Source organism: Kribbella steppae, from assembly GCF_004342025.1.
GTDB classification, from domain to species: Bacteria; Actinomycetota; Actinomycetes; order Propionibacteriales; family Kribbellaceae; genus Kribbella; species Kribbella steppae.
On the sequence record NZ_SLWN01000005.1, the window covers coordinates 83622 to 98498 of the forward strand.

Sequence of the window (14877 nt, forward strand, 5' to 3'; positions counted from 1 at the left end):
AGGTCACGGTTGCAGCGGCACGGTGGTGTCCAAAGCTCAGCGAAGCCTTAACCCGTAGAGCGCCGATCCCCAGCCCAGATCCGGGACCAGCACCTGCCAGCCCTTCCGCCGGTACAGCCTGGGCGCGGGTCGATCGTCCGCCCACGTCGTCAGCAGCGCCCTCTCGTGCGGAAGGTCAGCCATCAGTACGTCGTGTAGCGCCGAACCGAGCCCTTGTCCCTGAGCCTCGACCATCACGGCCAGATCAACGATCTCGAAGTGCCCGCCCACCCACTCCTCGACGATCTCCGCCGGTGCGGCCTCGGCAACCCGCTCCGACCACCACTGCCCGCGCTGGCCGGTGAACCCGTACGCGAACCCGACGATCCGGTCGTCCGACCTGGCGGCGACGAGCTTGAACCCGTCCCGTTGTGAGTGCAGCGGCAACTGCTCGTTCCCGAACTCCTCGGCCCGGGCGGCATCCTCGTCGTACCCGGGTGCCCCGAAGGCGGACAGGTAGACGGCGGCCAGCTCCGGAGCGGCCCCGAGTGACTGCTGTACGTCGAGCACGTCGATCACCCGGTGAATCCTGCCGGGCGCCGACGGCTACCGGAAGGTGCAACTCGGTGGCGGCGGCCGAATCGGGCAACTAGCCTCGCCCGGGTGGACACCCAGGCGTTCCTGCGACGGATCGGGATCAGAGAGTACGACGGCCCACCTCGATTGGAAGGTTTGTCCCAGTTGCACGAGGCGTTCGTCGACCAGGCGCCGTACGAATCCGTGCAGTTCCAGCTGGCGCCGGGCGGCCCCCTCGAGCCGGAGGAGACGGCGAAGCGGATCATCGCGCGGGAGACCGGTGGCTACTGCTTCCAGCTGAACGGGTGCCTCGCCCTCCTGCTCACCGAACTCGGCTACCGGGTGACGATGCACTGCGGCGGCGCGCAGACTCCGACCCGACCCGGCGACGTCAGCCACATGGTGCTCACGGTGAGCGGCCTGGTCGAGGATCCGGACCGCGTCTGGCTGGTCGATGCCGGGCTCGGCGAGACTCTGGTGTGGCCGCTACCGCTGGAGGTGGGCAGTAGCTATCAGGAGCCGTTCGACCTGCGGTTGCGGCCGTCCGAGAAGGTCGACGGCTGGCGGCTGGACCACGACCCGCGGGCCAACCTGATCGGCATGGACTTCGAGTCCGCCGCGGTCGGCCTGGAAGCCTTCGCCGCCCAGCACGCGAACCTCTCCGCCAACCCGGAGTCCCCGTTCCGCCGGCTCGCCTCCGCCTTCCGCCGGAAGTCGGCGAGTGCCGTCATCCTGCGCTCGGTCGGGCTGACCGAGACGCTCGCCGACCGGATCGACTCGACCATCATCGAGAACCCGGCCGACTACTTCGCCACGCTGGCCGACGTGTTCTACCTGCCGCTCCCACACCTGGACGCCGCTCAGCGCGACCAACTCTGGCGCCGGGTCTGGTCGCAGTACGAGGACTTCCTCGCCAAGCAGTCCGCCTGAGCTATCGCCTGGTCACGAGGACCAGGATGGCGGTGGTGACGACGTACTTGCGCACGATCACCTGCAACACCCTAGGCCGCGACCGGTCGAGCCGGGCGCGGTTGTCCTGAAGCTGTCAGGTGGCCAGCGCGAACAGGGTGCTCGGCAGGACCGACAGTACGGCGGCAGTCGCGGCGCAGAGCGAGATCATCGCAACAGCCGGGGACTCGATGTCGACCGAGAACGGGTCCTCGGCGGGGAGGCGGAAGAGCTCGGCGATCCAGCGGAGGTAGACCGCCAGGCCGATCATCACGTTGATCGCCATCACGATCGCGAGCCAGCCGAGATGCGCGTCGATGACGGCCTGGAACGCGGCGAACTTGGTGAACAGCCCGGCCAGCCCCGGCGGCAGACCGGCCAGCACGACCAGGAAGAGGATCAGCGCGACCGCGAGCCCTGGCTCGGAACGCACCATGCCGCGATAGTCCGACAGCAGCCCACCCGGCCGATGCCGCTGCACCACAGCGACCGACCCGAACGCGCCGAGGGTCACCACGACGTACGCCGCCAGATACCCGACCACAGCCTGCGCGTCACCGACCGCCAGCGGCGCGAGCAGGAACCCGACCTGACCGATCGAGGACCAGGCGAGCAGCCGCACCGCTTCCACCTGGCGCAGTGCGGCCAGATTGCCGACCGTCATCGTCGCCGCGGCGAGTACGGCGACCACCGTGCGCAGATCCGATCCGTCCGGTGCGATCCCGGCCGTCACCAGCACCAGCAGACCGGCGACACCGGCCGACTTCGACACCACGGCGAGGAACGTGGTCACCTCGATCGGCGCACCGACGTACGTGTCCGGAAGCCAGCCGTGGAACGGCACCGCCGCGATCTTGAACGCGAACCCGACGATCACGAACAACCCGGCCGCGAACGCGACCCGCTGCAGATCCGGGTCGAGCCCGCTCAGCCGGTTCGCGATCGTGGTCAGGTACAGCGAGCGGGTCACGCCGTACAGGTAGGAGATGCCGAACAGCATCACCGCGGTCGACAGCACCGACACCAGGAACGCCTTCAGCGCACCCTCGGACCCCCGGCGATCCCGGCGCAACGCGACCATCGCGAAGCTCGGCAGCGACACGACCTCCAGCGCGATCACGACCGTGGCGAGATCACGCGCCCCGGCAAGAACCGTCGCGCCGACGAGCGCGCTGAGCAGCAGGAAGTGGTACTCGCCGACCGGGATGTCCGCGGCCAGCAGCTTGTACGCCGACAACCCGACGACCCCGAGTCCGCCGATCAGTAGCACCGCCCACAACCCCGCGGTCAACGGCTCGAACACCAGGCTGCACTCAGCCGGCCCTTCGACCACCGGCCGGCAGAAGGCCGGCTTGAAGTCGTCCCGCTGGGCAAAGGCGAAGACCAGCCCGAACAGGATGACCCCGCCGGTGAGGAGCGTGATCAGGGTGTGCCGGAGCTGCGCCGGTGCGCTCCGCCAGAAGGCGTCGATCAACAGCACGGCGACCGCCCCGAGCGCAAGCACCAGCGGTACGGCGACCGCCTGCCAGTCAGTCCACGTCAGGGTCATGGGGCCCTCCCGCCGCGCGGCGGCGTGGCAATGTGCACTGTCACAGGCTGCCCCACTGGTGTAGGAGGAGGCCGGGCCAGACGCCGAGCAGGACGGTGAGCGCGATCAGCGGCGCCCAGGTGATGAGCTCGATCCGGCTCAGGTCGACCGCGAAGGCCGCGGACGGATGCTCGGCGGGATCACCCTGGCAAAGGTTGCGGACCAGGCGGAGGAAGTACGCGGCGGTCAGCACGGTCCCGAGGCCGGCGATCACCATGAACACCAGATAAGTTGTCCGGGGCAACAGATCACTGGGGTCGTACGCACCGAGCAGGACCAGCATCTCGCCCCAGAACCCGGCCAGCCCGGGCAATCCGAGCGACGCCAGGCAGGCGAACGTCAGCAGCGCACCGATCCGCGGCAACCGGGCATACAGTGCCCGCCCGATCGTCCGCAGGTCGCTGGTGTCGTGCCGATCCTTGATGGCACCGGCCAGGAAGAACAGCAGTCCGGTGATGATCCCGTGCGCGATGTTCGCGAACAGCGCGCCCCGCAGCCCGGCCGGCGACAGCGTCGCGATGCCGAGCACGATGAAACCCATGTGACCGACGCTCGAGTACGCGATCAGCCGCTTCACATCGGTCTGCGCCAGGCACGCCAGCGACCCGGCGATGATCGCCACGACGGAGAAACCGGCCAGGTACGGCGCGATCGTGACAGTCGCATCGGGCAGCACCGGGACCAGGATCCGGATCAGGCCGTAGGTACCGAGTTTCAGCAGCACGCCCGCCAGCAGGACCGACCCGACCGTCGGCGCCTTCGCGTGCGCGTCCGGCAACCAGATGTGCAACGGCCACAGCGGCACCTTCACCGCGAGGCCGACCGCGATCAGCACCGCTGCGGCGAGTGGCACCCCGTGTCCGCCGAGCACCGGCGAGTTGGTCAGCCGGACGATGTCGAACGTCCCCGCCTCCCGGTACACGAGCAGGAACCCGAGCAGCATCAGCGCCGAGCCGAGCACGGTCATCAGCACGAAGGTCAGCGCGGCCCGCTTGCGGCCGGCCGGGTCGTGGTCGTCACCCCAGATGTCGATGACCAGCCACATCGGGATCAGCACGATCTCGAAGCAGAGGAAGAACAGCACCAGGTCCATCGCCGAGAAGGTGCCGATCACGCCGGCCTCGATCACCAGCAGCAGCGCGATCAGCGACCGGGTCCGGCCGACCCGCGGCGTGATCTTCAACGAGTACAGGCAGCACAGGAACACCAGCAGCGCGGTCAGCACGATCAGCGGCATCGAGATCGAGTCCACTCCGACATGGAACCGCACGCCGAGAGAGGGAATCCACGGCACGTTCGTCACCGCTTGCAGCGGCCGGACGTCCTCGCCGAGCACCTCGTCCAGCAGGTTCGTGTACGCGAACCAGCCCCCGGTGGGCCAGAGCAACAGCGACCCGATCAGCACCAGCCCCGAGATCACCGAGCCGTACAGCGCCGCCAGCCGATCCCCGATCGCGGCCGGAACCGCCCACAACGCAAGGGCCGCCAGCAGAGGCAACGCAAGAATCCCCAGCAAGATCGCGCTCATGAGCCGATCACCCCGGCAAGCACCGCGAGCACGACCACGCCAACGACCGCCGCAGTCAAGTACGTCTGCACATTCCCGGTCTGCAAGCGCCGGAACCCTTGCGACGCCAAGGTCCCGGTCCGACCGACCGCACGCACATAAGCCCCGACCACATCCTGATCCCCCGCGACCGTCAGCCGCGCGAGCCACCGCACCGGTACGGCGAACATCCGGTGGTACAGGGTGTCGACGCCGAACTCACGCTCCAGCACCTTCGGCCGCGGATCCGCTCCCCGCGACCACAACGAGTACGCCGGAAGCGCTCCGAGCAACGCGAGCACAGTCGTCACCAACCCGACGATCCAGTTCAGATGTACGCCGTCGACGTACCCGAGAACGACCGAAGCGATGGCGAGCAGGACCAACGGCGACAGCATCACCCACGGCGCGTCGCGGAGCTTGGAACTGTCGGGCTCCTCGAGGTCGGCCATCGGGTCGTCGTCCTCGAAGGCCCCCATCGCGCCGGCGAGCGCGGGCGTCCGGAAGAACACCCACAACCACAACCGCACGCAGTAGAACGCGGTCATCGCCGCGGTCAGGCACACCGATACCAGCACGACCCATCCAATGACCGAACCGTCTCGCGCGTGCTCCCAGGCCGCCTCGACCACCGCGTCCTTCGAGAAGAACCCGGCGAACCCAGGTACGCCGGCCAACGACGCGAGACCGACCGTCATGGTGGCGAACGTGACCGGCAACGCCTTACGCAACCGGCCCCGACGCGTGTAGCGACGCAGTACGACGAACGCCGCACTACCGACCTGGTGGAGCAGCACGCCGGCACAGAGGAACAGCAGACCCTTGAACGCGGCGTGGGTGACCAACTGGAAGAGCCCAGCGTGCCGACCATCCGCCGTACCCAAGGACAGCGCGGAGAACATGATCGCCAGCTGACTCACGGTCGACCAGGCCAGCACGCGCTTCACCTCGACCGCGGCCATCGCACACAGCGCGGCGAACAGCATCGTCACCGAGGCGACGATCGCCAGCACGGTCATGGTGGTCTCGGAGGCGGTGAAGAGGTCGTACAGGCGGGCGATCAGGAAGACGCCGGCGGCAACCATCGTCGCGGCGTGGATCAGCGCGCTGACCGGGCTCGGGCCGGGCATCGCGTCCGGCAACCAGGTCTGCAACGGGACCTGGGCCGACTTGCCGACCACGCCGACCAGAAGAAGCAGTGTGCCGGTAGTCAGGACGCCTGGGGAGATCTGGCTGGGGTCGAGTTCGGAGATCCGGAAGGTACCGGCGCCGACGCCGAGGACGAAGATGCCGAACAGGAAGCCGACATCGCCGAGTCGGGTCATCAGGAACGCCTTGACCGCGCCGGAGCGGGCGTCGCGGCGCTCCCAGTAGTGCCCGATCAGCAGATACGAGCAGGCGCCCATCACCTCCCACCCGATCAGCAGCAGGAACAGGCTGTCCGCGACCACGACCATCACCATCGCCGCGGTGAACAGGGTGACGAGAGCGTGGTACGACGCCGGACGCTGATGCAGGTAGCCGACCGAGTAGACCTGGACGCAGGTCGCGATCACTCCGACGACCGCGAGCATCAGGACGGTGAGGTCGTCGGTGCGTACGGCGAAGCCGATGGTGAGATCGCCGACGGACGAGTTCAGGAAGCTGGTCTGATCGGGCTCAGCGCCGGACAGCAGACCGGCCATGAGGACGACGAGCAGGGAGAAGCCGACGCCGATCACGCGCCAGGCGGTCGCGATCACGTGGCCGCACCCTTCTCCTGCTCGACCAGGTCACGCGCCGCGTCCGCGTCGACATGACCGTGGCCGCGGAAGAGCAGCAGCACGATCGCGAGGCCGAGCCCGATCTCGGCCGCCGCCAGCGTGATCACGAAGATCGCCAGCGTCTGGCCGGTCGCGAGGCCGTCGAGCCGCCAGGCGTCGAAGGCGACCAGGTTGAGGTTCACCGCGTTGAGCATCAGCTCGAAGGAGATCAGCAGCGTGATCGCGTTGCGCCGCGCGAGTACGCCGTACACGCCGATGCAGAACAATGCGACCGCCAGCAGCAGCGGAAGAACCAACGGCATCTCAGTCCTCCTCCGTCTTCTTCCGCTGGGACAAGGCGATCGCTCCGATCAACGCTGCCAGCAGGAGGACGGACAGAACTTCGAACGGAAGCACCCAGGTCTTGAAGATCGCGGTGCCGATGGCTTCCGCGGACCCGTCGGGCACCGGCTTGATCTTCTCGTTGCCGAAGGCAAGCACCACGCCGGCGCCGAGGATCAGCGCCAGGACGCCGGCCACCGCCGCCGCGAACGGGCTGCGGCCAGTGGTCACGGTGGGCAGCGGATTGGTCGGCGCCTTGGTGAGCATCAGGGCGAAGAGGACCAGTACGACGATCGCGCCGACGTACACCAGGATCTGCACGAGCGCGACGAACTCGGCGTGCAGGACGCCGAAGCAGCCCGCGACCGCACCGAGCGCGACGACCAGCCACAGAGCGGCATGGACGATGCGACGGGAAGTGACGACGATGACGGAAGCGATGAGGGCGACTGCTCCGGCAACGCTGAAGAGTGCAGTGGTCACGCCTCATCCTCCGAGGAGGTGACCGTCTCCGAGGAAGTGACCGCCTCCGGGGCCGGCGTGACTGTGGGTCCTGGGTCGATCGGCTGCGGTGCCGGGACGGTCCACATCCAGTCGCGGAGGCGGTCCTTCTCGTGGGTCAGGTTGCGGATGTCGGTCTCGGCGTACTCGAACTCCGGCGACCAGAACAGCGCGTCGAACGGGCAGGCCTCGATGCAGATCCCGCAGTACATGCACAGGCTGAAGTCGATGGCGAACCGGTCCAGCACGTTTCGGCTGCGTTCGCGGGCCTGCTCACCGACCGACGGCGCGGTCTCGGTGTGCGAGTCGATGTAGATGCACCAGCTCGGGCACTCCCGGGCGCACAGCATGCAGGAGGTGCAGTTCTCCTCCAGCAGCGCGATCACGCCCCGGCTCCGCGGTGGCAACTCCGGCTGGACATCGGGGTACTGCTCGGTGACGGAGCGGCGGGCCAGCGTCTTGGCGGTGACCTTCAGCCCCTCGATCAACCCCTTGCCAGGTATGCCCACGTCTCCTCCTCCCGTCAGTAGGACCCTGCAAGCAGGACACTAGTCGGTTCCGGCTCAAACTGGCGCGACCCGAGGTCAGAGTTCGCGCTCCAGGCGGGCGGCAACCTGCCGGTATCGGCTGACCGGTATCAGGTGAACGCCGTTGAAGGCCCCCGAGTCACGGATCTTCAGGATCAGCTCACACGCGTGGTCGACGCCGGCGTCCCGATCCCGGTCCACCGCCTCGATCAGGGCGTCCGGGATGCTGAGCTGCGGCAGGGCCGCCAGGTTGTGGGCCATCTTCGCGCTTGCCAGCACCATCACCCCGGCGTACACGGGGATGTCCAGTACGACGCTGTCTCGCCAGCGGAGCAGCTCGTCCAGGTCGTAGCTGACCTGGACGTACAGGAAGTCGGCCTCGGCCTTCCACCGCGGCACCGGCCGCAGCCGGGTCGCCGCGCCGACCTGGAACGGGTTGCACCCCGGGTACGACGTACCGCGCGCCTGCTCGATCATCGTCCGCACGGTCAGCTGGCTGGTCCGCGCACCCTCGGCCGGGTCGTCGCCGTGCACGAACAGGAACTGCTCGACGCCGTACGCCGCCGCGGTGAGCAGGTCGCGGCGGAAACCGAGCAGGTTCCGGTCCCGGGAGTTGAGGCAGGCGATCCCGCGCGACCCCATCGCCTGCACCTCGTTCGCGACCGCCACACTCGACACGGTCGCCCGCCCGATGTGGTTGTCCGGGATCAGGAACGCGTCCGCGATCGGACTCATCACACCGATCTGGTGCCGCACCTTCTTCAGGTCCGGCCGCGTCGGCGGCTCCACCTCACACACCAGTTCGAAACCGTCCACAGCCATCCCCCGACCCTACTGAACTCGCTGGGGTCGGTCAGGGCAGGATCTCGACGTACCCGTCGGTTCCGTGTACGCGGATCCGTTGCCCGTCCCGGATCAGCCGGGTGGCATCAACCACACCGACGACGGCCGGCAAGCCGTACTCCCGGGCGATCACTGCGCCATGGGTCATCTGGCCGCCCACCTCCGTCACCAGGCCCGTGATCGCGACGAACAGGGGCGACCAGCTGGGGTCGGTGTGGGCCGTGACCAGAATGTCGCCCGCTTCGAGATCGGCCTGCTCCATATCGAGAATGACGCGGGCCCTGCCCTCGATGGTGCCGCCGGAGACCGGCAGGCCGATCAGGGCACCGGCCGGCACGTCGTCGCGCCGGTACGCGCCGACGATGGCCTCGCCGTCAGAGGTGAGTACCCGGGGCGGCGTGAGCGCGTGGTACGACCGGAACGCGTCCTTGCGTTGCTGGATGAGCTGGTCGTCCACCTGGTGGGTGCGCACGACGTCGTGGAGCTCTTCGAACGTGAGGTAGAAGATGTCCTCCTTCTCGGGGAGCACGCCGGCCTGCACGAGGCGCCCGGCCTCTTCCAGCAGGGCCTTCTTGTAGACGAAGTAGCGGCTGATGATGTTGTACTTCGGGTACTCCCGGTAGCCGATGAAGGTCCGGACCCGGTCGATCATCCGTTGGGTCTCGTCGGCCTTCTGCTCCCCGTCCGGCAATGCCCGCAGACGCTCGAGCAGTTCCTGTTGCTTGTTCTGCGCCTCCTGGCGCCCCTGCTCGAAGCGCCGCTGGGCGGCGCCCGGTTCGAAGAGCTTGATGTTGTCGAGGATCAGCGGCACGAGCGTGGCGGGCCGTTCGCTCCAGCGTGGCCTGGTGATGTCGATCTCGCCGACGCAGCGCATGCCGTACCGGTCGAGGTAGGCCTCGATGGCATCGCGCGCTTCGGTCCCGCCCGCGACCTTCGGCAGCTTGTCCAGGAAGTCCGCGTCATCGACGCCCTGCAGGAACGCCACCACCTCCGGATGCGGGCGGATCACGTCGGCGACGTCGAGCAGCGCCAGGCCCATCTCCGACGTGACGTTGTTGGGAGCGGACAGCGTGAGCGTGTCGGCCGCGTTCTTCTCGCCCAGCCATTCCTGCAGCTGGTCGTTGAGCCACCAGGTGGCCTCCATTCCCGCCATGATCGCCTGCATGTTCAGGGGATCACCGAGGACTCGCTTGTGCTCCTGGAAGGCCTCCAGCAGGAAGTCGAACAGCGCCGGCCCGGTCAACGTCGCGATGTCGCGCCGCAGGGAGGCGATGGACGCCTGACTGCGCTCGATCAGCCCGGTGACGATGGCCGGATCGGTCTCGAGCGAGGCGGACGCGCCGCGGACCGGTGGCCCACCGGGACCCTGGGCGGGCCCTGCCTCAGGGAGAGTCGGGAGGAAGTCACCGCGATCGATGACGGTCTCCACCGCGTCCCTCATCAGCAGATCGGATTTCCCCGCGACGTCCAGGAAGCCGGCGCGGCGGGCCGGCGAGGCCACCAGCGCAGTGGCGTCGACGAACAGCCTCCCGCCGGCCTCGAGCATCGGCGCCATGGCCGTCAGCTGCCACATGGAGATGCCCAGCGGCTTCATCGGGTCGGTCATCATCTGCTGGTGGCCGACGGACAGGTAGACGTGGTTCTCCTGGTCGCCGGTCTCGGGGATCGGGAACAGGGTGGTGATCGGCCGGCTCTGAACGATCTGGAAATCGTCGTCGACCAGGCACCATTCGATGTCCTGCGGGCGGCCGAAATGCGCCTCGATCCGCCGCCCGAGTTGCACGAGCCGCACGACCTGCGCATCAGTCAGCGCCGGCTGCACCTGCTCCTGCGGGTCGATCGCCAGTACCTCCGTTCCGCCGGTCGGCAGAGCGTGAATGGCGAGCATCTTGGCGGCGACCGTCTTGGCGATGACCTCGCCGTCGCGCACCTTGAAGACGTCCGGGTTCACCAGGCCGGAGACCAAGGCCTCGCCGAGGCCGAAGCCGGCGTCCACGGCGGCGACCTTCCGGTTGCCCGTGACGGGGTCGGCCGTGAACAGGATGCCGGCCGCCTGCGAGAAGACCATCTGCTGCACGACCACGGCCATGGTGACCGACCGGTGGTCGAAGCCGTTCCGCAGGCGGTAGGTCACCGCCCGCTCGGTGAACAGCGACGCCCAGCACCGGCTGACGTGCTGGAGGATCGCCGCCGGACCAACGACGTTCAGGTAGGTATCCTGCTGGCCCGCGAACGAGGCCGTCGGCAGGTCCTCTGCCGTCGCGCTGGATCGGACGGCGTACGCCGCTTGCTCGCCGACTCGTGCGAGCGCGTCGGTGACCGCGGCCGCCAACTCGTCGGGGATGGCGACCCCTTCGAGCGTCTGACGGATCTCCGCGCTGAGCGCGCCGATCGCCTCCCGGTCGTCCGGGTTCAGGCGCGACAGCTGATCGAGCCGATCGTCGATCGACGGCGCTTCCGCCATGATCCGCCGGAAGGCGTCCGTCGTCACGCAGAAGCCGGCCGGCACGCGGATGCCTTCGATCCGCGACAACTCCCCCAGGTGCGCGCCCTTGCCGCCAACGACCGCGACCTGCCGCTCGTCAACCTCCTGAAGATCCAGCACGTACTGCGCGATCACTGCGATACCTCCGAGGTAGCCATGCTCCGGTCGGCAATCATGAGGCACCACCCGGGCCTTGCCGCAAGCCCACCAGTGCGCTATAACCTGAAAATGCAAGGAGATCCTTCTCCTTGCATTTTCTTTTGCCGTCCGCCGCGAAGGTCGTCCGGCTAGAGAGGCCTCAGCCGGGCGCGGAGGAAGTCTTGCTCGGTCTGGTTGGTGGTGAGGTCGAGGGCGGCTTGGTAGGCGGCGCGGGCCTCGGGGCGGCGGTCGAGACGGACCAGCAGGTCGGCCCGGATTGCGTGGAAGAGGTAGTAGGAGCCGAGGTCCAGGTCGTCGATCAGGTCGAGCGCGGCTGACGGACCGTCCACCTCAGCGAGCGCTACAGCTCGGTTGAGGGCGACGACGGGGCTCGGCGCGATCACGAGCAGGTGGTCGTAGAGCTGGAGGATCTGCCGCCAGTCCGTCTCGGCGGCGGTCGCCGCATCACTGTGTACGGCGTTGATCGCGGCCTGGAGCTGGTACGGGCCGGGCTGGTTGCGGCGGAGGCAGCGTCGTACCAACTCCTGGCCTTCGGCAATCAAGGTGTGGTCCCACAGCGCTCGGTCCTGGTCGGCGAGCAGGACCAGTGAGCCGTCGGATTGCACGCGGGCCGGACGGCGGGACGCTTGCAGGAGCATCAGGGCGAGCAGGCCCACGGCCTCGGGTTCGTCGGGCATGAGCTCGACCAGCAGCCGGCCGAGGCGGATCGCCTCCGCGCAGAGTTCGTCGCGGACGAGGGCTTCGCCGGACGAAGCGGCGTACCCCTCGTTGAAGATCAGGTAGACGACGGCCAGGACACCGCGGACGCGCTCGGGCAGGTCGGCCTCGTACGGCACCCGGTACGGGATCCCGGCGGCGCGGATCTTCGCCTTCGCGCGGACCAGCCGCTGCGCCATCGTCGGCTCCGGCACCAGGAACGCGTGCGCGATCTCGGCCGTGGTGAGCCCGCCGAGCATCCGCAGAGTCAGGGCGACGCGGACGTTGAGCGCTAGGGCCGGGTGGCAGCAGGTGAAGATCAGCCGGAGGCGGTCGTCCTGCACGACGCCCTCCTCCACCGGTTCTTCCTCGGCCTGCAGCAACTCGGCCTGCAAGGCCGCCTGGGCATGCTTGTCCGCACGCACCGCCTCACGCCGCAACCGGTCGATCGCGCGGTTCCGGGCGGTGGTGATGATCCACCCGGACGGGCTCGGCGGTACGCCGCTCGCCGGCCACTTCTCCACCGCCGCGGCGAACGCATCCTGGACGGCGTCCTCCGCGATCTCCAGATCGCCGAACACGCGCGTCAGTACGGCGACCGCCCGCCCGTGCTCGGCCCGGAAGACCCCGGCGATGTCCACACTCACGACACGAACGGACGAACTTCTATCGACAGCGGTTCGAGCACCCGGGCCAGCCGCCGCGACCACTCGAGCGCGGCGTCCAGGTCATCCACCTGGATGACGGTGAAGCCACCGAGGTGCTCCTTGCCCTCAGTGAACGGACCGTCGGTAATCAGCACCTCGTCACCGGACGCCTTTAGCACGGTCGCGGTCTCCGCCGGATGCAGCCCGGCGGCGAACACCCAGACCCCAGCCGCCTGCATCTCCTCGTTCAACGCATTCAGCTCACGCATGATCGGCTCGAGAAACTCGTCCGAGGGCGGCGGTCCGTCAGGCTGGTAGATGCTGAGCAGGTACTGGTTCATCTCGACCTCCTGATGAGTGGTGTCACCACCTACACGAACGGTCTCATCCCGGATCGACAGGTAGCGACACGGTAATCTCCAGGCCGCCGCCCTGCCGAGGGGTTGCGGTCACGGTGCCGTTGTGGGCTTCTGCGACTGAGCGGACGATCGACAGGCCCAGACCTGCGCCCTTGCCGCCGACCAGGCGTTCGGCGCCCAGGCGGTAGAAGGGCTTGAAAAGGGATTCGACCTCGTACGGCGGGATGTCGGGGCCGGTGTTGGTGACCACGACCTCGACTCGGTCGCCGACGGTCTTGCTGACTGCTCGCACCCAGCGGTCGCCCTCGGACAGGTTGTGGCGGATACCGTTCTCGACCAGGTTGTGGACGAGGCGTTCCAGCAGCAGGGCGTCGCCCTGGGTCGGAGCGTCGCCCGGTCCGCGGATCAGCTCGACGCCGACTGCCGAAGCCTCGGCTGAGAGTTGGCCGGCGACGTGGTTGACGATGTCGCCAAGGTTGACCGGGTAAACAGTTGTGAGCTGCTTCTCCGAGTCGGCCAGGATCAGCAGGCCGTCGATCAGCTGCTCGTGCCGGGCGTTGATCGTCAGCAGGCTCTCGCCCAGTTCCTTGACGTCGCCGGACGCCGTACGCCGGTGCATCGCCACCTCGACCAGCGCTCGGCCGAGGGTGAGCGGCGTACGCAACTCGTGGGAGGCGTTGGCGACGAACCGGCGCTGGCCGTCGAACGAGTGGTCCAGCCGCTCGACCATCGTGTCGAAAGCATCCGCCAGGTTCTTAACCTCGTCGTCAGGTCCCCGCAGATCGATCCGCTCGTGCAGGGAAGCCGGTGACGCGGCAATGCGTCGTGCGGTGTCGGTGACCCGGTGCAGAGGGGCCAGCACCCGTCCGGCGACCAGCCAGCCGAAACCGGCCGCCAGCCCGCCGACGACGACCAAGGCGATGCTGCCCTGGGTGAGCAAGGACTTGATCGCCGCCTGGCGTACCTGCTCCCTCTGCTCTTGCATCGCTTGCTCGGCTGCTGGACCGGTGAGCACGTCGCCGTCCTTGTTCAGGACGAACACCTGGTTGGGCAGCCGCGGCGTCGGGCTGGCGGACGGCGTGCCCGGGGAAGGCGTTCCGGCGCTCGCCGGTGGGTTGAGGTACGTGCCCTGCACCAAGACGCGGTAGCCGCCGTTGAGGTTCTGGCTGAACAGCAGGTAGGTGACACCGAGCAGGAGCACACCGGCCACCATGAAGAGCCCGGCATAGATCAGCGTCAGCCGCCCGCGCAGCGTCAGCCGCTTCATGGGATGCGGTAGCCGACCCCGGTGACGGTCTCCACCAGCCCCGGCTCCCCCAGCTTCCGCCGAAGCTTCAGGATGGTCAGCCGGACCGCCCCGGTGAACGGATCCACGTGCTCGTCCCATGCCTTCTCCAGCAGTTGTTCGGCCGAGACGGTCGCGCCGTCGGCTCGCAGTAGTTCCGCCAGTACGGCGAACTCCTTCTTCGACAGCGGTACGTACCGCCCGTCCCGGAACACCTCGTGCCGCGCCGGGTCCAGGGTCACTCCGGCACGACGCAGTACGGGCGGATCCGCAGGACGACTCCGCCGCCCGAGGGCAAGCACCCGCGCGGCCAGTTCGGCGAAGGCGAACGGCTTGGTCAGGTAGTCGTCTGCGCCCAATCCCAGTCCCTCCACCCGGTCGGTGACAGCAGCCGCAGCCGTCAGCATCAGCACCCGGGTGGCCGACCCGGACTCCACCAGCCGCCGGCACACCTCGTCACCGTGGACGACGGGGATGTCACGGTCGAGCACGAGTACGTCGTACTCGTTCACCGTCAGCCGTTCCAGCGCGGCACCACCGTCGCCGGCCACGTCGACGGCATGTGAGTCGTCCCGCAACCACTCCGCGATCGCTGCCGCCAGCAACGGTTCGTCCTCGACCACCAGAACCCGCACGCCACCCATGATCCCCGAC

The 14877-nt window shown here is 68.3% G+C and carries 13 protein-coding genes and 1 pseudogene; 1 reads left to right on the plus strand and 13 read right to left on the minus strand.

The features are described from left to right. Window positions 1–36 precede the first annotated feature (36 nt). Entirely contained in the window at window positions 37–558 is a 522-nt protein-coding gene (locus tag EV652_RS15250; RefSeq protein ID WP_158441164.1) for a GNAT family N-acetyltransferase, read from the minus strand. Between the two features lie 84 nt (window positions 559–642). On the opposite strand from EV652_RS15250, the gene EV652_RS15255 reads away from it, so the two are divergent. After that, window positions 643–1485 (plus strand): arylamine N-acetyltransferase family protein, encoded by an 843-nt coding sequence (locus EV652_RS15255; RefSeq protein WP_158441165.1) that lies wholly within the window; start codon window positions 643–645, stop codon window positions 1483–1485. Between the two features lie 115 nt (window positions 1486–1600). On the opposite strand, the gene EV652_RS15260 is transcribed toward EV652_RS15255, so the two are convergent. From EV652_RS15260 to EV652_RS15315, 12 genes and pseudogenes are all read right to left on the minus strand, one after another. Next, complete coding sequence (locus tag EV652_RS15260) at window positions 1601–3052, minus strand: NADH-quinone oxidoreductase subunit N (RefSeq protein ID WP_132209791.1); 1452 nt, start codon at window positions 3050–3052, stop codon at window positions 1601–1603. 40 nt (window positions 3053–3092) lie between these two features. After that, window positions 3093–4619 carry a complex I subunit 4 family protein gene (locus tag EV652_RS15265; protein WP_132209792.1) on the minus strand — a complete coding sequence of 509 codons (1527 nt, stop codon included), beginning with the start codon at window positions 4617–4619 and terminating at the stop codon, window positions 3093–3095. After that, a complete protein-coding gene (locus EV652_RS15270) occupies window positions 4616–6379 on the minus strand; it encodes an NADH-quinone oxidoreductase subunit 5 family protein (protein ID WP_132209793.1) in 1764 nt (587 codons plus the stop codon). Before EV652_RS15270 ends, EV652_RS15265 begins: the two co-directional genes overlap by 4 nt. Beyond that, window positions 6376–6702 (minus strand): NADH-quinone oxidoreductase subunit NuoK, encoded by a 327-nt coding sequence (gene nuoK, locus EV652_RS15275; RefSeq protein ID WP_132209794.1) that lies wholly within the window; start codon window positions 6700–6702, stop codon window positions 6376–6378. Before nuoK ends, EV652_RS15270 begins: the two co-directional genes overlap by 4 nt. 1 nt (window position 6703) lies before the next feature. Next, window positions 6704–7204, minus strand: a complete 501-nt coding sequence (locus EV652_RS15280) for an NADH-quinone oxidoreductase subunit J family protein (RefSeq protein WP_132209795.1) — start codon at window positions 7202–7204, stop codon at window positions 6704–6706. A gap of 176 nt (window positions 7205–7380) precedes the next feature. Continuing rightward, a pseudogene (locus EV652_RS45270) lies at window positions 7381–7608 on the minus strand (4Fe-4S binding protein); the annotation flags it as partial. 198 nt (window positions 7609–7806) lie between these two features. Beyond that, window positions 7807–8571 carry a methylenetetrahydrofolate reductase gene (locus tag EV652_RS15290; protein ID WP_132209796.1) on the minus strand — a complete coding sequence of 255 codons (765 nt, stop codon included), beginning with the start codon at window positions 8569–8571 and terminating at the stop codon, window positions 7807–7809. A 31-nt stretch (window positions 8572–8602) separates the two neighbouring features. Further along, entirely contained in the window at window positions 8603–11212 is a 2610-nt protein-coding gene (gene rph, locus EV652_RS15295) for a rifamycin-inactivating phosphotransferase (RefSeq protein WP_132209797.1), read from the minus strand. A gap of 152 nt (window positions 11213–11364) precedes the next feature. After that, on the minus strand, window positions 11365–12579 hold the full coding sequence (locus EV652_RS15300) for an RNA polymerase sigma factor (protein WP_439649058.1): 1215 nt from the start codon (window positions 12577–12579) through the stop codon (window positions 11365–11367). After that, on the minus strand, window positions 12576–12920 hold the full coding sequence (locus EV652_RS15305; protein ID WP_132209799.1) for a YciI family protein: 345 nt from the start codon (window positions 12918–12920) through the stop codon (window positions 12576–12578). Before EV652_RS15305 ends, EV652_RS15300 begins: the two co-directional genes overlap by 4 nt. A gap of 43 nt (window positions 12921–12963) precedes the next feature. Further along, on the minus strand, window positions 12964–14205 hold the full coding sequence (locus EV652_RS15310; RefSeq protein ID WP_132209800.1) for a sensor histidine kinase: 1242 nt from the start codon (window positions 14203–14205) through the stop codon (window positions 12964–12966). Next, complete coding sequence (locus EV652_RS15315) at window positions 14202–14858, minus strand: response regulator transcription factor (RefSeq protein ID WP_132209801.1); 657 nt, start codon at window positions 14856–14858, stop codon at window positions 14202–14204. The genes EV652_RS15310 and EV652_RS15315 overlap by 4 nt, the downstream gene beginning before the upstream one ends. Window positions 14859–14877: the final 19 nt, after the last annotated feature.